The 17,219-nt window shown below is 37.8% G+C and carries 16 protein-coding genes; 9 read left to right on the top strand and 7 right to left on the bottom strand.

The window, feature by feature from the left end:
• Positions 1-47: 47 nt before the first annotated feature.
• Genes H9635_RS05525 through H9635_RS05515 form a run of 3 tightly spaced genes read right to left on the bottom strand, consistent with a single transcriptional unit; the run spans position 48 to position 2,710 of the window.
• On the bottom strand, positions 48-221 hold the full coding sequence (locus tag H9635_RS05525; RefSeq protein ID WP_191699148.1) for a hypothetical protein: 174 nt from the start codon (positions 219-221) through the stop codon (positions 48-50).
• Positions 218-1,426: an MFS transporter gene (locus tag H9635_RS05520; protein WP_191699147.1), complete on the bottom strand. Its 1,209-nt coding sequence runs from the start codon at positions 1,424-1,426 to the stop codon at positions 218-220. The genes H9635_RS05525 and H9635_RS05520 overlap by 4 nt, the downstream gene beginning before the upstream one ends.
• A gap of 12 nt (positions 1,427-1,438) precedes the next feature.
• Positions 1,439-2,710 (bottom strand): helix-turn-helix domain-containing protein, encoded by a 1,272-nt coding sequence (locus H9635_RS05515; protein WP_191699146.1) that lies wholly within the window; start codon positions 2,708-2,710, stop codon positions 1,439-1,441.
• Between the two features lie 216 nt (positions 2,711-2,926).
• Here H9635_RS05515 and H9635_RS05510 point away from each other — a divergent pair, with 216 nt between their 5' ends.
• The 8 genes from H9635_RS05510 (at position 2,927) to H9635_RS05475 (ending at position 11,210) form a co-directional block, all read left to right on the top strand.
• Positions 2,927-3,478, top strand: coding sequence for a GNAT family N-acetyltransferase (locus H9635_RS05510; RefSeq protein ID WP_191699145.1), 552 nt, complete (start codon positions 2,927-2,929; stop codon positions 3,476-3,478).
• Between the two features lie 136 nt (positions 3,479-3,614).
• Entirely contained in the window at positions 3,615-4,520 is a 906-nt protein-coding gene (locus tag H9635_RS05505; RefSeq protein WP_191699144.1) for an ABC transporter ATP-binding protein, read from the top strand.
• The gene (locus tag H9635_RS05500) at positions 4,507-5,445 is read left to right on the top strand and encodes an ABC transporter permease (RefSeq protein WP_191699143.1); all 939 of its coding nucleotides are present in this window, start codon (positions 4,507-4,509) and stop codon (positions 5,443-5,445) included. The genes H9635_RS05505 and H9635_RS05500 overlap by 14 nt, the downstream gene beginning before the upstream one ends.
• 251 nt (positions 5,446-5,696) lie before the next feature.
• On the top strand, positions 5,697-6,425 hold the full coding sequence (locus tag H9635_RS05495; protein ID WP_191699142.1) for a GntR family transcriptional regulator: 729 nt from the start codon (positions 5,697-5,699) through the stop codon (positions 6,423-6,425).
• A complete protein-coding gene (locus H9635_RS05490; protein WP_191699141.1) occupies positions 6,425-7,564 on the top strand; it encodes an iron-containing alcohol dehydrogenase family protein in 1,140 nt (379 codons plus the stop codon). The genes H9635_RS05495 and H9635_RS05490 overlap by 1 nt, the downstream gene beginning before the upstream one ends.
• The gene (locus tag H9635_RS05485) at positions 7,561-9,315 is read left to right on the top strand and encodes a thiamine pyrophosphate-binding protein (RefSeq protein WP_225231134.1); all 1,755 of its coding nucleotides are present in this window, start codon (positions 7,561-7,563) and stop codon (positions 9,313-9,315) included. Before H9635_RS05490 ends, H9635_RS05485 begins: the two co-directional genes overlap by 4 nt.
• Before the next feature lie 3 nt (positions 9,316-9,318).
• Positions 9,319-10,248 carry a bile acid:sodium symporter family protein gene (locus tag H9635_RS05480; protein WP_191699140.1) on the top strand — a complete coding sequence of 310 codons (930 nt, stop codon included), beginning with the start codon at positions 9,319-9,321 and terminating at the stop codon, positions 10,246-10,248.
• The gene (locus tag H9635_RS05475) at positions 10,245-11,210 is read left to right on the top strand and encodes an NAD-dependent epimerase/dehydratase family protein (protein ID WP_191699139.1); all 966 of its coding nucleotides are present in this window, start codon (positions 10,245-10,247) and stop codon (positions 11,208-11,210) included. Before H9635_RS05480 ends, H9635_RS05475 begins: the two co-directional genes overlap by 4 nt.
• Positions 11,211-11,272: 62 nt before the next feature.
• Here the strand turns inward: H9635_RS05475 and H9635_RS05470 are convergent, their stop codons facing one another.
• The 4 genes from H9635_RS05470 to H9635_RS05455 all read right to left on the bottom strand — a co-directional run bounded on the left by H9635_RS05470 (position 11,273) and on the right by H9635_RS05455 (position 15,108).
• On the bottom strand, positions 11,273-12,193 hold the full coding sequence (locus tag H9635_RS05470; RefSeq protein ID WP_191699138.1) for an ABC transporter substrate-binding protein: 921 nt from the start codon (positions 12,191-12,193) through the stop codon (positions 11,273-11,275).
• 82 nt (positions 12,194-12,275) lie between these two features.
• Positions 12,276-13,280, bottom strand: coding sequence for a FecCD family ABC transporter permease (locus H9635_RS05465; protein ID WP_191699137.1), 1,005 nt, complete (start codon positions 13,278-13,280; stop codon positions 12,276-12,278).
• 8 nt (positions 13,281-13,288) lie between these two features.
• Complete coding sequence (locus H9635_RS05460; protein WP_191699136.1) at positions 13,289-14,311, bottom strand: FecCD family ABC transporter permease; 1,023 nt, start codon at positions 14,309-14,311, stop codon at positions 13,289-13,291.
• Positions 14,308-15,108 carry an ABC transporter ATP-binding protein gene (locus H9635_RS05455; RefSeq protein ID WP_191699135.1) on the bottom strand — a complete coding sequence of 267 codons (801 nt, stop codon included), beginning with the start codon at positions 15,106-15,108 and terminating at the stop codon, positions 14,308-14,310. Before H9635_RS05455 ends, H9635_RS05460 begins: the two co-directional genes overlap by 4 nt.
• Positions 15,109-15,568: 460 nt before the next feature.
• Here H9635_RS05455 and H9635_RS05450 point away from each other — a divergent pair, with 460 nt between their 5' ends.
• Positions 15,569-17,209: a diguanylate cyclase gene (locus tag H9635_RS05450; RefSeq protein WP_191699134.1), complete on the top strand. Its 1,641-nt coding sequence runs from the start codon at positions 15,569-15,571 to the stop codon at positions 17,207-17,209.
• The last annotated feature ends 10 nt before the right edge of the window (positions 17,210-17,219 follow it).

Here is a 17,219-nt window from a genome sequence, read left to right as displayed (position 1 = left end):
AATATCTGCATAAAAGTGGCGAATAACCCGATAAAACTGGCGAATATCTACCGCAGTTTCCCCAGTAAATTTTTCCGTGCCTCCATATGGATTTTATCGTCGCAACTATCACAGGAAAACTTGCCACGCATATTCCGTTTATACTTTTGGTATTTTGTTGTGCCTTCCACCAATAAAAAAGGCTGTTTACAGCAAAAACAAACTGCTTCATAAGTAATCATTTTAACTCCTCCTGTAAGAATAACATTGAATTTCTTAGTAAATAAACGTACACAAGACAGGCCATTAAGACACCAATAAAAGCAAATAAACTTGTTATCAGCTGGATGGAATAGATTTCAGCTAAAACACCAATAACCAGTGTCAACACGATTTGCATCACACTTTCGATTAAACCTAACGTACTGCCAAACCGACCCATAATTTCAGTAGGAATCGTTTGCTGATAAAATGTTGCATAGCCCGCATTACTAAATGCCATAAATAATCCAAGTAAAATGAACGAAGCAATGGCCAATATCAGATTCGATGAAAAATAAAACACAAAATAACATACTAATGTTAAAGAAAAGCCTGCTCCAATATATGAAATGAGCGATAATTTTTTGACATATTTAGCAGCCATAAATCCACCAACGATGGCACCAATTCCAGTCAGTCCGACTATGATGCCGTATGCGGTATCAGACACCTCATGAAAATCCTTTAAAAATGACATTTCCTGTGAATCAAGTGAATAACAGATCATGAGAGCAGTTGAATATAAAACAAAAAAGTATAAAATTGCTTTTTTCTCACGAATAAATTTCCAGACGACATAAAAGTCATCCCGAATTACGGCAGGGGTAATCGTCTTTGATAGTTTCGTCATTTCACCTTGAACATTTGGCAGTAAGTACATCATCCATGCACTAAACAGAAGCATGCATGCATTTATCCACATCGCAGTAGAAGTACTGCTAAAGGCGATGATTGCGCCACTTAACGCAGGCCCGACCATAAAGCTTCCGGAGCCAAGCATAGCGTTAATAGAGTTGAAGCGTAAACGATCATTTGGCTGTACAAGCTTTGTAATCATATAGGTAGTGCTCGGATTGGAGAAACATACTGCAATATTGGCGAGGAATATGAAGCAGTATATTAGCCAAATATCCGTAAGCAGTGGCATCAAACAAACAATACCTGCGCGGGATAAATCACTGAATATGAGAATCGTCCTTTTATTGGAACGGTCTACAATGGAGCCGGCAAAAAAGCTGCAAATAATCCGGGCAATTGGACCAATGATATAAATACCTGCAACTGCTGCAGGTGACTCTGTTAAATGCCATACGGTTAGATTAAGTGCGATTAAGTAAATCCAGCTCCCCAATTTGGATACACCAAATCCAAACCATAAATAAAAATACTCTTTTCGTAACGCCATATATTCACCCTCTTAGCGACTCATTCGTTGTCGTACTTTTTCACTTGCAAATAAAGCTTGTTTATAGCATTGGCTGGCATGCTTATAGGCATGGAGCTGTTCGTAAAACTGTCCCCATAAAGGGGCATAAAAAAGTATTAACGCATAGTACTGCTCTTCATTGAAATGCAAAAAAGCCTGTTCTTCCAGATCTTTTAGGCCGTGAATGGTCTGCTCCTGCTGAACTGCATATTGTAAAAGCTTTCGCTGATGAATGTGGTGCTGGATTGAAAACCGCTGTTCCTCATAACGGTGGAAGAGCTTTTCTAATTGCGTGAAATCTTTATTTTGAAAACAGGTGCGCATCCAGTTAATAACTGAATGCAGATCTTCATCATATTGATTAGCGGTCTCATAATGCTTACTGGCTTTTTGGTAATCTTGTTGGCATTCGTAACAGTAGGCAATGTTATTATGAAGCGAGCTCCACTGCATCGGTGTTTGAATCGATTCGACATTTTCCAGTAGCTCAATACCCGCCTCATATTCCTGTAATGCTTCGCGGTAACGGTGGAGATCATTAAAAATAACGCCCTTCATCGAGTACAGCTTTAATTGAAATAATGGTTTAAACTGATGCGTGAAATAGTGTGCTGCAAGCTCGATATGTTGCAGAGCCTTTTGAAATTGGTAGCTGCGGTGGTTCGCAAACGCGATATGATAATGATAATTGGCAAGCTCAAAAGGATGTGCGTTGGATAAATATTGCGCATGCTGCTCCTGCTGTTCTTTTTTAGCTAAAAGGTCAAATTCCATAAAGGATAAATGTCCAAACGCTGTAATGGATACAAATAACTCAGTAATACGATCTTTTTTCCAACTGACAACAGGTTTGATTTCATTAAAAAGCTTTCTTGCATCCATATCTTCTTTTATGGAATACAAATATCGACTGTAAATAAGCTTGGCGGTGATTTGAAGTTCAACGGAATATTCATTTTGCATGAGCGTCGTTAATAGCTCTCTATCACTTTCTGCAACAGCAACATTCGATAAAAGCTTTTCGTACACAGCTTCCATAAAGGCTGTATGCTCGGAAATATCGTGCTGAAGGCTAGAAAAATCTATGTTTAATTTTGCAAATAACTGTTCATACAAGGCATATTCTGCAATGACAATGCCATTCTCAATGCGGCTTAAGTAGGAAGGTGTACATAACCCTGCTGCTACTTCATCTTGTTTTAGTTTCTTTTTCTGTCTGTAGTATTTTAAAAGCTTACCCCATGATTGTTGTTGTTTATCCATATGGAACACCTCTTAATCTATTTTATCAAAATTAAGTTATGAAATATTGTGAATTTTTGGATTAATAATGATTGTGAGCAGCTCTAAATAATCGGACTTACACAAATGTATAAAATATTGCGTTATTTAATTGCATAATATAACCCTGCTCTTATATGATAAGGAAATAAAAAAGATAGTTTTGTTTTTATTGGGAGATTAGATAGGAGAGATCGTATGTTTTATTATGAAGTGGATAATGAAATACAATTAAAGTTAATTACGCAAAATGATGCAGAGGAAATTTTTGCATTCATTGACCGTTCCCGCAGTTATTTGCGTGGGTGGCTTGGTTGGGTAGACAATACAAAAACTGTGGAAGATACGCGTGCCTTTGCGGCAATGAATTTGGAAAAGTTTGCAAAGCGTGAAGGTCTGGACACAGCGATTTTTTATAAAGGACAATTTGTTGGGAAAATCTCAATAAATACGATTAACTGGTCGCTGAAAAAATGCGAGATTGGCTATTTTCTAGATGAAAAGTTTCAAGGTGAAGGCATTATGACACGCGCTGTAAAAGGGATTATAGATATTGCCTTCCACGAATATAAGCTTCAGAAGGTAGAAATTCATGCTGCAGTCGATAATAAGAAGAGCCGCCACATTGCTGAGCGTTTAAGTTTTATGCACGAAGGAACGATTCGTCAGGCGGAATGGCTATACGATCATTATGTCGATCACGCAGTTTATGGTTTAATGGCAGAAGATTGGGTAGGCGAGGATAAATAAAGAAAAATGGACCTCATCATTTATGTGATGAGGTTTTTTTTATGGAAAAATGAAACTTTTTTGGTATTTAACGAGTATAGTAACTGTTATCTTTTTTATAAATACTTACATAGTTAAGGAAAGCAGGTGTGGGCAATTGACGAAACCCATTGTTGAAATTAAGAATTTGAACAAAAAGATCAAAGGGAAGCATATTATTAAAAACTTGAACCTGGATTTTCATCCGGGGCAAATAACAGGATTTTTAGGTCCAAACGGGGCAGGTAAAACGACAACGATTCGAATGATGACAGGCTTAATGTACCCATCAGAAGGTGAGGTAATTATTGATGGTCATACACTATCGAAAGACTATGAAAAGGCCATTAGTAAAATAGGAGTAATCGTTGAAAATCCGGAAATGTATAAATTTATGTCCGGTTACAAAAACTTGCAGCACTTTGCGCGTATGCATAAAGGTGTAACGAAAGAGCGTATCGATGAAGTGGTGGCGCAAGTAGGATTGCAAAATCGGATCCATGAGAAAGTAAAGACGTATTCATTAGGGATGCGTCAGCGACTAGGGTTGGCACAGGCAATGTTGCATCGTCCGAAGTTTTTAATATTGGATGAGCCTACAAATGGCTTGGACCCGGCAGGTATTCGAGAGTTCCGTATGTATTTGCGCAAAATTGCTACAGAGGATAATGTGGCAATCGTTGTATCGAGTCACCTTTTATCGGAGATTGAACTAATGGTAGACCGTATCGCCATCATTCAAAACGGGGAACTGATCGACATTCGAGAGCTTGAGCAACAGGTTGCTGCGCAATATTACATTGAAGTGGGCCAGCCAGAGCAGCTTCTTGGATTATTTGAAGAACCAGTGGATAAAGTAAACGGTGGCTACGTTGTTAATTTAACAAAAGAAGAAGTCCCTGCATTCGTCCGCAAGTTAGTTGAATCCGGAATTGATCTATATACAATTCAACCAATTCAAAAAAATCTTGAGGATCAATTTATCGAGATGACAGGTGGAGGTGCAATCGATGCAATACGTTAAAAATGAATGGATCAAAATGTGGTCACAAAAAAATGCTTGGATCATGCTAGGGATTTTACTCGCATTGCTTGCATTTGTTACAGGTATGAACAAATATTACAGCGTTGATTCGACTACGAAAGAAGACCGTATTGAAGCGAATGAGAAATGGATATCCCATTATAATGACATGTTAAACGAAGAAGGTTTAGCAGAAGAAGATGTACAATATTACAACGATGAAATCGCGATGACTGAATATCGTATCGCACAGGATTTACCTTCGTTTGATGCAATGAGTTTTTCAGAGCATATGGAATTGTCGATTTCCATAACAATTATGATTATCGGTATTTTTACCGTGGTAATTGCCGCTGGTATTGTGTCCTCTGAATTTGGGACAGGGACAATTAAAATGCTATTAACGCGCCCAGTATCACGCTGGAAAATCTTATTATCTAAACTGGTTACATCGATTCTTTACGGAGCAACATTATTGGCAAGTGGCTTAATTTTCTCCTATATACTAGGTATTGTATTATTTAATACGGATCCAACCGTAACTTTATCGGTTATGAACGGTCAAGTAATTGAGGAAACAGTTAATACGCCGTTTATGGAAATGATTTTATACTCAGTTGGCTCAATCCTTATGACAATTTTATTTGCATTTATGATTGGGACAATATTCGGGTCAAGTACACTGGCAGTAAGTTTATCGTTATTCATCCTGTTAATGGGCTCAACAGCTACGATGTTTATTGCACAATATGACTTTGCCAAATATGTTTGGTTTGCAAATGATTTATCATTCTATGCACCTGGTAGCATGCCACTAATTGAAGGGCTAACATTTACATTCTCATTAATCGTGAATATCGTATATGCCATTGTCTTTTTGGCGATTACATTCATTTACTTTATGAAACGTGATGTAACTGCGTAAAATGATTTAAGAAAAAAATATATAGCAATAAAACAAAAAAACCTCATCTATTATCTATCAGGATAATAAGAATGAGGTTTTTTATTTGGATAAAATTTTAAAATAATAGTTTACAATATTATTCTAACATTGTATTTCAGAATATTCAGAAAAATATATTGTAATTATCCAGTTTCAACCATATAATCAGTTTTAACAAAGTTAACTGGTACGGACGTTATGATGTTCGGACCAATGGAGGTGGACGATGGATGAACTTTGAGAGCCATATTCCATTACATATTCAGCTGAAAGATTTGTTGAAAACTGAAATTTTTGATGGAAAGCATGTTGAAAAAATACCGAGCGAACGAGAATTAATGGAGCGTTTTACGATAAGTCGTTCGACAGTAAGAGAAGCAGTAAGTCATCTTGTAAATGAAGGGGTCCTGAAAAAAATACATGGGAAGGGCACGTATATTACAAAAAACAAAACAGTGCATGACTGGTTAAATACTTTGAACAGCTTTACAGATACAGTGCGGAATATGGGGATGAAGCCCGGCGCTAAGCTACTTCATGCAAAGATGATCGATAATTTTCCGGAACTGAAAGATTTGCTGAAGCATTCTACATTATTTTCAATTGCGCGATTACGAACTGCTGATGACCAGCCCATTGCGATCGAACGGCATTATTATAATCCGCATTTAGGTCAACAAATTTCTGATTACGATTTAAACACGGCCACAATTTATGATGTTCTTGAGAAAGATCTTAATATCGCTATTATTGAAGCGGAACAAACTGTAAGATGCCACCCTATAAGTCTAGAAGATGCGAAACTATTAAACCTTCCGCCTAATATTAATGTTCTCTGTGTAGAAAGAATCCTTTTAGGAGCACAGGGTGAAATAATTGAATACTACAGCAGCTTATTTCATCCAGAATTATATATGTTAAAACTGAAAACGAAACGAGCGGTACAGGGGGTTGGCTAATGAATAATGAATTATTTTTACCAAAGCATGTCGTAAGTGGTATTGGCTCATTTAAGCAACTGCAGCACATTGCCGAACAGAAAAATTGGGTAGCCCCTTTCATCATCTATAGTGCGAGTGCGCTTTCTGAACAGCTTCATACGATGAAGCAAAATTGGCAGCAAGAAAGCTTTTTTGAAATCTCAAAAGGCGAACCAACCATATCTGAACTAAAGCGAGCTATCGATGAATTAAATAGAGGACAAAGTGATTGTGTCATTGCAATTGGTGGTGGGAGTGTCATTGATTTAGCAAAAGCGGTAGCTGTATGTGCGATCAATCCGACCTTAGCGTTAACTGATATTCCAAATAAAGCTTTTTTAGACCGACTCCCGATAATTGCAGTTCCCACAACAGCAGGTACTGGTTCGGAGGCAACGAAAATAACGGTGATTACTGATGAGACACTTCAAACAAAGCTAAATCCTGCACATCCAAGCTTAATACCAGATGTGGTCATCTTAGATGCATCGTTTACGGTGAATTTGCCGCAGCACATTACGAGCTTTACGGGGTTGGATGCACTGACACATGCAATAGAAGCTTATGTTTCGACAAAGGCAAATGACATGAGCGATTTGTATGCATTAGAAGCTATTCGACGATTGAAAAATATAGAAAAAGTATTCAAAGAGCCATCTAATATTGATGTTCGGCAGGAGCTGCTCATCGGAAGCTTTTATGCAGGGATTGCCTTTTCCAATGCATCTACTAATCTAGCACATGCAACAGGTCGGGCATTAGGTGCAAAATTCCATATGCCGCATGGTCAATGTGTCGCACTGATGCATCCGTTTGTCGTTGATTTTTCAATGGAAAGTGCATCTGAACGCTATAAGGATATTGTAAAAATTATCGGCATTTCTGATCAAATGGCGTTAAGTAGTTATTTGGATCAGTTGAATACAGAGCAACAAGTTTGGGAAAGTGCACACTTTTTAGCACCATTACTAACCGATGAAGTCATTGAATATTTAGCGAACCAAGCTCTTACTGGAAACGGAATCGTAACAAACCGACAAGTTCCAACAAAAGAGGACGTGGAGTCTATTTTTAAAGCATTAAGAAAGCGTTTACAAAATAAAGGGGGAAATGAATGATGGTATTGATGACGGGTGGAGAAGTTGTAGCGAAAATGTTGGCAAAAGAAGGGGTAGACAACGTATTCGGAATTATAGATGGTACGTATTTTGGGTTTTATTCAAATTTACAGAAGCACGGTATCGAACTAATTTCCCCGCGTCATGAAACGAGTGCTGCTCATATGGCGGGTGCCTATGCACGAGTGACAAATCGTCTAGGTGTTTGTATGGCAAGTAATGGTCCAGGGGTAGCGAATATTTTACCAGGTCTCGTTGTAGAAGAAGCAGAAGGAAATCGTGTTCTTTGTATTACGAGCGCAAGACGTACAGGCATCATGTACCCGGACCGTGGCGGAACATATCAATGCTTCGACCAAACGGCTACGATTAAACAGTTTGCAAAATGGAGTGAAGCGGTGCCTTCTTTTGACCGTATTCCTGAAATGCTACGGATGGCTTTGCGTAAATGCTATGAAGGGCGCCCAGGTGTCGTCCATCTGGATATTCCTGAAAATATAATGAACACAAAAGTGAATTGTGACATTCATTTTTGGGAGCCGTCCGAGTATCGTATGCTGGAGCTGCCGAAAGCTTCGAATTATCAAATCGAACGTACAGCTCAGCTTTTAAAGTCTGCTACATTCCCAATTATTCATGCTGGTAGTGGGGTGATTCATGCAGGAGCAAAAAGTGAGCTAACAGAAGTAGCGGAAAAATTGCAGGCGATGGTCACGACAAGCTGGGCGGGGCGCGGAGCGATGAGTGAGGAAAATCCGCTAATGATGCCAATGGTGCATATTGAAGCGAATAATAATGTAAGAAACGATGCCGATGTTGTCCTCGTATTAGGTTCCCGCTTAGGCGAAACGGATTGGTGGGGGAAAGCACCGTATTGGAACGCTAATCAAACGGTTATCCAAGTAGATTTAGAGCCGTCTATTTTAGGAGCGAATAAGCCTGCCGAACTTTTAATTCAGGCAGATATTAAAGCATTTTTACAGGACCTTTTAGTAGCACTAAATAATAATGACTTTGATCAGCCGGTCGATACAAACCGCCAACAATTAATTGAAAAGCATCTAGAGAGTAAAAAACAGCATCGAAAAAAATTAAATGAACATATTGCGGATAAAAATAGCCCATTAAATCCAGCACAAATTCCGCATTTAGCTAATAAAATATTCCCTAAAAATACACCGCTCGTTATAGATGGCGGTAATACAGCAATTTGGACGAATTTCTATTATGAAGTAAATGATGAAATGCCGTTACTATCCACGTTTAAATTTGGAATGCTCGGTGCTGGGCTAGGTCAGGCGTTAGGAGCAGCAGTCGCAAAACCGGAGCAGCCGGTGCTATGTATTATCGGCGACGGGGCAATGGGCTTCCATCCGCAGGAAATCGAAACGGCGATCCGTAATAATCTACATGTCGTTTTCATCGTACTTTGTGATAAACAATGGGGCATGGTAAAGATGAATCAGCACTTCGCTTTAAGACCGTTAAAAACAATGTGGAAGAAAACACTCGATCCACATGAAAGCATTAATGCGGATTTAGGGGAAATACGTTTTGATAAAGTCGCAGAAGCGATGGGGGCACATGGTGAATTTGTAGACAGTATTGAAAAACTGGAAAACGCACTACGCACATCGATATCAGTAGGGAAATGTACAGTGATTCACACTGAAGTTGACCCTGTTAAGCATATGTGGGCACCAGGACTTCGTTATTTCAAAGATATGCATGCCGAACCGAAAGGAAAATAATGTATGGGAATCGATTCTATTCAAATCAACTTTAATGAAACTGCATTATTAATTATGAATATCGTGATTGGTTTTATTATGTTTGGTGTCGCACTTGATTTACAAGTTTCGGATTTTAAAAGATCGTTAAAAACACCGAAGCCTGCTTTAATCGGCCTTGCTTGTCAATTTTTCCTATTACCGGCGATTACATTTGTGCTCGTCAGTATCATCCAGCCTATTCCGAGCATTGCGCTAGGTCTGTTTCTAGTCGCATCTTGTCCTGGGGGGAATTTATCGAATTTCTTAACACATTACGCAAAGGGTAATACCCCCCTTTCAATAAGCATGTCAGCTATTTCGACGGTAATTGCAATCGTAATGACACCGTTGAATACGATGTTTTGGGCATCGATGTACGGACCGACAAAGGAAATTATGACATCGTTCAGTATTAATGTAGTGGATATGTTTACGACCATTTTCTTTATGCTGGGATTGCCTCTTATTGCTGGGATGTATATCCGAAAGATCATGCCAAAATTTGCGGCACGATTCAATCAAATTATGATGAAGCTATCGATTATTATTTTCGTTTTATTTGTCATCGTTATGGTAGCGAACAATTTCGATGCATTTATTGATAATGTAGGAGTAGTTGTATGGGTGGTCATTATTCAAAATGCACTAGCTATAAGCATAGGTTACTTTGCATCACGAGCATTAAAGGTTGTCGATCGGGATCGGCGTGCGATTGCCATTGAAGTTGGTATTCAAAATTCAGGTCTTGGATTAGTATTAATCTTTAACTTTTTTGGAGGACTTGGCGGGATGGCGCTTGTCGCAGCATTTTGGGGGATTTGGCACATCATTTCAGGATTAATCATTGCTACTTACTGGTCAAGACGTAGTCCGGATACTACGGTGACAGTTCATCAGGAGGTTCATACATGAATGTTCTTATAACAGGTGCAGGAGGCTATTTAGGGCAGCAGCTCGTCCACCATTTATTACAAACGACAAGCCATACGATTATCGCTGCAGATATTAGGGAAACATCACCGTTTGAAGCACACAACAATTTGCACTATATCGTTTTGGATGTAAGATCTAACGAAGCACAAAAGTACTTTGAACAATATGATGTCAATGTAGTCGTTCATTTAGCTTCTATTGTGACTCCTGGAAAGAAAAGTAATCGCGAATTTGAATATTCAGTTGATGTTTTAGGAACAAAGAATATTTTAGAGGCATGTGTCCAAACGAATGTGAAGCGTATTATCGTTTCATCAAGTGGTGCATCGTACGGGTATTATGAAGATAATGCCGATTGGATTGAAGAAACCGATCCGATTCGCGGTAATGAAGCCTTTGCATACTCCTACCATAAGCGGTTAGTAGAAGAAATGCTTGAGCAATACCGATTACAGTACCCTGAGCTTGAACAGACCATTTTCAGAATCGGGACAATATTAGGGGCTAATGTTCGCAATCAAATTACGAATCTATTTGAACAAAAAATGTTAGTCGGTGTGGCGAAATCTAAAAGTCCATTTGTCTTTATTTGGGATCAGGATGTGGTAGCTTGTTTTGCACAGGCCATTGACAGTGAAACAACCGGCATTTTCAATTTAGCTGGTGATGGTGCTGTCACAATCGATGAAATTGGGACTTTATTGAATAAAAAAGTAATCAAAATACCTTCGAATGTGATAAAGGGTAGTTTATTTATTTTAAAAAGGCTGAATTTGAGCCAATACGGTGAGGAACAAGTTGATTTTCTACGCTATCGGCCAGTGCTTAGTAACCGTAAACTAAAGGAAGTTTTTCGATATATTCCTAACAAATCTTCCAAAGAAGTTTTTGAGTACTATATGCAAAGTCGTATGAAGGAAAACAATTATTCTTCTAGTTAGAGAATGGCCCATTTATGTTGTAGAAAACATAAATGGGCCATTTCAATTTAATTATATTTTGATTAACGAGCTAATAAAATTTGTTCCAAGTTTTCTAATGCTAGCTTGTTTCCATAGGCCGAATAATCTAACCATGGATTTTCTTCAACAACAATAACTTGATTGTTTTGAACAGCTTTTAAGCTTTGCCAAATTGGATCATTTTGCAGCTCTTCAAATACTACATCAGAGCCTTCGTCAACAGAAGAAACTAGTACAAACATTGTATCTGGATTGAAATCAGGTAATACTTCTTTAGAAATGTTTTCCCAGTTTTTGTCGATTGCATCAATACCATTAGCAGGAGTAAAGCCTAAATCTTCAAATAGAATTGGTCCAAGTGGGCGCTCCATGCCGTAAACACGAATACCTTTTGCAGATACACGTACAGCCATTACTGTACCCTCACCAAGCTTTTCAGTAGCTAAAGCTTTAACTTCTTCTGCTTTTGCCTCATATGCTTCAATGAACTGTTCAGCAGTTTCTTCGCGCTCTGTTAAGTTAGCAATGGATTTTAAATGATCTTTCCAACGACCTTCATCCAGATTAATAACATGTGTTGTAGCGATTGCTTCATATTTATCTAACCCGTGTTTTTCAGCAAATTCAGCATCAATAAAAATTTCATCTGGCTGTAAAGCAATTAATGCTTCCATATCAGGCTCTTTTGTAAAACCTAAATATTTCGTGTTTGGGAAGCGTTCTTCTTGTAAAGGTAAAAAGTCACTTGTAGTCGTACCGACAGGCATAATTTCTAATGCTTGTAGGTTACCCGTTAAAAAGATGGAGATAGATGCTACATCTTTATCGTAAGCAACAGTTTCTTCAACTTCTGTAGTAGGTTCACTTGTATTTTTTTCGTTTTCTGTCGTTTCGTTTGATCCACATGCCGCTAACGTAAAGATAGAAAGGGCTGTAAATAAACCGAATAGAATTTTCTTCATGTTATACCTCTTTAATTTAATTAGTTAATAATGATTATCATTATCACTTAGCTAGTATATTATTAATTTTATTATATTACAATCATTTTTTTGAATTGAATAAAATATATAAAAAATAGGGTGCGCCGATAGCAGAAACGATTACGCCCGCTGGAATTGCATTTGGTTCGAAAAGCGAACGCGCTACCGTATCTGATAACACTAAAATTACTATTCCGACAAAGGCAGAGATCGGAATTAAATGCTCATGCATAGGGCCAACTAATTTTCTGGCAATATGAGGCGCTATCAATCCTATAAACCCGATACCTCCAACCATTGCCACACTAGCAGAGGAAAGTGCAACAGCTAAAATTAATAATTTAATCCGTTCTGTTTTAAGTTTTGTTCCGATACTTATTGCCATTTCATCACCTAATGCAAAAGCGTTTAAAGTTCTACTTTTAAAATAGGCAAGGGGGGCTAATAGACAGATCCAAGGAAATAGAGCTAATACATGAATCCAATCTCTTCCCCAAACATTCCCCAATAACCAGCTTGCTGCGAAAGAATACGTTTTTTCATCAAGCTGCAGCGACAAATATAATGTTAATGCATTAAATCCTGCCGCCACAGCAATACCTACCAAAATTAATTTCGTCGGTAAAATGCCCTTACCGCGTTCAAAAGTAAATAAAATAATTGTAATAGCAGCAATCACGCCACCTATAAAAGTAAATAACGGAATGGAAAGAGCGGGTACAGCATTCATCGTACTAAAAAACATTAAATAAACCATTAAACCAGCGCCGGCACCTGCATGAATCCCTAATATGCCTGGATCAGCCAATGGGTTACGTGCAACACCCTGGAATATAGCGCCGGCAATTCCTAAGCCAATACCAGCCAAAATAGTAATAATGATTCGAGGTAAACGATAATCAAATAAAACGAGCTGTTCCGTTTGAGTGCCTTGTCCTAAAAACGTTAATAGTACCCGGAAAGGGCTGATTTGTAGGGAACCGGTATTTAATCCGTATAAAATTGTTATTATGGTTATTAAAATTAATATAAACATGTAAAAGAGCATTTGCTTTTTTCTTATCATAAAAATATTCATAGGGAACGTTTCTCCTTTCTAGCAATAACTAAGAAGAAAGGTACACCAATCATTGCGACGATCACGCCGATTGCAAATTCTTTAGGTGGATCGATTGTTCGAGCGATTAAATCAGCTAATACGAGCAGTACAGCGCCTAAAATTGCACTTATTGGAATAACGAAGCGATAATCTACCCCAACAAATTTCCTTGCGATATGGGGAATTACAAGTCCAACAAAGGCAATGGATCCCACAGCCGCTACTGATACACCAGCAAGCAGTAATGCAAACATAACAGCGATAATACGGATATTTTTTGTATTTAAACCTAGATTGATGGCCATTTCATCACCCATTGCTAAAATCGATAATGATTTCCCAATAAAAACTGAACAAATCAACACTATTACTATAATAGGAGCAATTACTTTTAACTGGGGCCATTCAACACCAGCTACCCCCCCTGCATACCAAAAGGCCAAGTCCTGACTTAAGCCGAAATAAATCGCGATTCCTGAAGTTAAAGAGTGTAATAATGAAGCGATAACGGTACCTGCAAGTGTCAGCTTGAGAGGGGATAGTCCCCCTGGTGAGCGAGCACCTAGCATAAAGATAAGTAATGTAGTAACAGTAGCACCTAAAAAAGATAAAACCATTAAGAAAGTGAAGGGGATAAAAGGTATAAACACAAAGCTAAGTGCCACGACGAATGTTGCACCTGCGTTTATGCCTAATATTCCAACGTCTGCTAATGGATTTCTAGTAACGCCTTGCATTAGTGCGCCTGCAACTGCGAATGCAGCACCTACTAGCGCGGCAGCAAGAACACGTGGTAAACGTACGGAATGGATAATTTGATGTTCGATATTTTGAGGGGTAAAAGCAAAAATAGCTTGCCACACTGTATTTAATGGTAGTTGTTTAGCACCATAGGCAATGGCAAAAAATATACTGACAGCCAGCAGAGCTAATCCGATTATTGCTGTTAGCAGAAACCTTTGACGATTCGTTTTACAAAAAAAGCGATTAGTGATCATCTATTTTTCTCCCCAATACATTCAGTAGGGATACAAACAGGAAGACCGGTCTTTGGTTCTATTAAAATACTTGCCTCAATTTGAAAGACATCCTTCAACATTTGATCAGATAATACGTCGATAGGGTGACCTTGTGTATACAATTCACCATTTTTTATACAAATTAGATGATCAGCAAAACGTGTAGCATGATTTAAATCATGCACGACCATAACGATGGTGCGCTGCTGTTGTTCATTTAATTTTTTGATGAGCTTCAATACTTCCAATTGATGGCCCATGTCTAAATATGTAGTGGGTTCATCTAGGAGTAAGATCGGTGTTTTTTGCGCCAATGCCAATGCTATCCATGCCCGTTGTCTTTGTCCTCCAGAAAGTTCATCGACAGGGTGGTTTTCAAATGCAGTCAAGCCCGTAGATTCAATAGCCCAATGTATAATTTTATAATCTTCTTTTGAATGGGTACTAAAAGCTTTTTGGTGGGGATACCTACCATAGGCAACAAGCTCCGAAACAGTCAATCCATCAGGAGCAACAGGGTTTTGGGGCAATATAGCTAATTGTGTTGCTACTTCCTTAGTCGAGAGCGAATGAATACTTTTGCCATCCAGTAATACTTGTCCTTGTTTAGGAGCTAGAAGTCGAGCAATTGTTTTTAAAATAGTAGACTTGCCGCAACCGTTTGCTCCTACTATCGCCGTAATTTTTCCTGCTGGAATTTCGATAGATAAATTATTAACGATATCTTTCTTGTCATAACCAATTGTTAAGTTTCTCGTGTTTAGTATATGTTTCATAATAATTGCCTTCTTTATAAATGAGTTAATTGATAATATTTATCAATTATGATTCACAATATAGGTTATGAGAATTCAAGTCAATCAACTTAGAGTATAGAGATAGGAAAAGTAATAATTTAATGAATTGAAATATAAATTTCAGTCATAAATTAAGGTAAAGGAGAACTAAAAATTTATCGCAGTCTTTACCACGCTTATCAACATATTATTAGTCTCGTCTATTCAATCGGAAATGTTCCGTTTTTAGGTCTTTATAACTGTAAACTGTGATAGATTAAGAAATATTGTGATTATAAGTATTCATAAAGTCGGTTTGATATTTGATTTACTTGTATTTTTTTATATAAAGTCACACTAGTTTTACAAAATATACAAGATATATTGATAAATGATATAGTATTTAAAAAATACCGCTTTATACTAGAAAAATGGGTAATCTATTTTAGGGGATGAGTAGATGATTAAAGACAAATATCAAATCATGATGTGTGATCGAATTAATGCCACAATACAATCATGGGAACAACAACCAACGATCCAGGAGCATGATTTATACACTTTCCTACATAATTTAAAAGGTACTGCGGGCTCAATCGGTATGGAGGATTTATCGGAAATTTCCGGCCAGAAGCTTGATTTACTAGAGGAAAATAGTAAAAAAACATGGACTAAAGAAGACTGGAAAGGTTTAACAGTGCAGATTGAGGAAGTTGTAAGCTTCTTCGACACAAACCTGCAATGCAGTAATGCAGATATAAATGAAACCCGCTATATAAATGAACAATTTAATAAAAACTTTATATTAGTGATCGACGATGATATGGTATTTGTCTCGTTTATTAAGAACATTTTGGAGTCGAAAGGCTTTATAGTAATTGTTGCACATAATGGTCAGCGTGGTTTGGAGCTGATCTATGAGCTAAACCCGGCACTTGTCTTTTTAGATATCAAATTACCGGATATTAATGGGTTTTCTATTTTGGAAAACATTAACAAAGTCAGCTCCAATCATATGTTCGTTACGATAATGAGCGTGGATGACAGTAAGGAAAATCGGATAAAGGCTTATGATTTAGGTGCAATGGACTTTATTAAAAAGCCACTCGATGGAAATATTTTAGCTGCCTATGTAAGAAACCGCTTATCATTTAAACAGGCACTTGAACTTTCCATCGTTACTGATGAGTTGACACAAGTATTTAACCGGAAATATATGAACTATCAATTAAGTATGTTAACAGAGCAATATGAAAAAGATCGAAAAGCATTTTCTGTCGCGATTGCAGATATTGACTTTTTCAAAAAGGTCAACGATACATACGGCCATATTAAAGGTGATGAAGTATTAAGAGGTTTTGCTAAGACCGTGATGGCTGTAAAGCGCAATGAAGATATTTTCTGTCGCTACGGCGGAGAGGAATTTGTCCTCATTATGCCAAATACTACAAAAGAAGCAGCTTACAGGGTTGTAGAGCGGATGAGGAAATTAGTCAGTGAACAGCACTATATAGGCAATGAAAATGTATTTGAAATCACCTCTTCCTTTGGAATCACTGAAATTGATGAAAGTAATAAGCATCCAAAAATACTGATGGAACAGGCAGATCGAGCGCTTTATAAAGCAAAAGTATCTGGTCGTAATCAATCCGTTGTGTTCACAGAGGAGGAAACATATAGCATTATTCAAAAAGTGACATTAATCGTGATTGACGATGTTTCGATTATTCGTAAATTTATTACAAATCATTTCGCCGAGATTAAGTTACCGGAGGATTATATACTGGAAATCATTACATTTGAAGACGGCGTAAAGTTTTTAAACTCCAATTGGTACGACAAAAACACGAAATATATTATTTTGCTAGATGGCATTATGCCGCATATGGATGGTTTGGAAGTATTAAAGGAAATCCGTAAAAAGCATTCTTCAAACGATGTGATTGTTTCAATGTTAACCGGTCGTAATGACGAGGAATATGTACTGGAAGCATTCGCTAATGGCGCGGATGACTTCATAGTGAAGCCTTTTAATATAGCGGAAGTTTCGAACCGGATTTTGCAGTTGGCCAATCAGTTATTTGTAAAAGTTCGTCAATAGGGGGCGGGAA

Source organism: Solibacillus faecavium, assembly GCF_014836905.1.
In the GTDB taxonomy this organism is placed as follows: Bacteria; Bacillota; Bacilli; order Bacillales_A; family Planococcaceae; genus Solibacillus; species Solibacillus faecavium.
Note: the sequence above shows the minus strand (reverse complement) of the source record. Positions and strands in the feature narration are given on the sequence as shown.

What these genes read in the sequence shown, in the direction of transcription:
- H9635_RS05465 (WP_191699137.1), bottom strand. Translation starts at nt 13,280, where the DNA reads ATGATAAGAAAAAAGCAAATGCTCTTTTACATGTTTATATTAATTTTA.
- H9635_RS05460 (WP_191699136.1), bottom strand. Translation starts at nt 14,311, where the DNA reads ATGATCACTAATCGCTTTTTTTGTAAAACGAATCGTCAAAGGTTTCTG.
- H9635_RS05520 (WP_191699147.1), bottom strand. Translation starts at nt 1,426, where the DNA reads ATGGCGTTACGAAAAGAGTATTTTTATTTATGGTTTGGATTTGGTGTA.
- H9635_RS05485 (WP_225231134.1), top strand. Translation starts at nt 7,561, where the DNA reads ATGATGGTATTGATGACGGGTGGAGAAGTTGTAGCGAAAATGTTGGCA.
- H9635_RS05515 (WP_191699146.1), bottom strand. Translation starts at nt 2,710, where the DNA reads ATGGATAAACAACAACAATCATGGGGTAAGCTTTTAAAATACTACAGA.
- H9635_RS05480 (WP_191699140.1), top strand. Translation starts at nt 9,319, where the DNA reads ATGGGAATCGATTCTATTCAAATCAACTTTAATGAAACTGCATTATTA.
- H9635_RS05500 (WP_191699143.1), top strand. Translation starts at nt 4,507, where the DNA reads ATGCAATACGTTAAAAATGAATGGATCAAAATGTGGTCACAAAAAAAT.
- H9635_RS05510 (WP_191699145.1), top strand. Translation starts at nt 2,927, where the DNA reads ATGTTTTATTATGAAGTGGATAATGAAATACAATTAAAGTTAATTACG.
- H9635_RS05495 (WP_191699142.1), top strand. Translation starts at nt 5,697, where the DNA reads ATGAACTTTGAGAGCCATATTCCATTACATATTCAGCTGAAAGATTTG.
- H9635_RS05455 (WP_191699135.1), bottom strand. Translation starts at nt 15,108, where the DNA reads ATGAAACATATACTAAACACGAGAAACTTAACAATTGGTTATGACAAG.
- H9635_RS05525 (WP_191699148.1), bottom strand. Translation starts at nt 221, where the DNA reads ATGATTACTTATGAAGCAGTTTGTTTTTGCTGTAAACAGCCTTTTTTA.
- H9635_RS05470 (WP_191699138.1), bottom strand. Translation starts at nt 12,193, where the DNA reads ATGAAGAAAATTCTATTCGGTTTATTTACAGCCCTTTCTATCTTTACG.
- H9635_RS05475 (WP_191699139.1), top strand. Translation starts at nt 10,245, where the DNA reads ATGAATGTTCTTATAACAGGTGCAGGAGGCTATTTAGGGCAGCAGCTC.
- H9635_RS05490 (WP_191699141.1), top strand. Translation starts at nt 6,425, where the DNA reads ATGAATAATGAATTATTTTTACCAAAGCATGTCGTAAGTGGTATTGGC.
- H9635_RS05450 (WP_191699134.1), top strand. Translation starts at nt 15,569, where the DNA reads ATGATTAAAGACAAATATCAAATCATGATGTGTGATCGAATTAATGCC.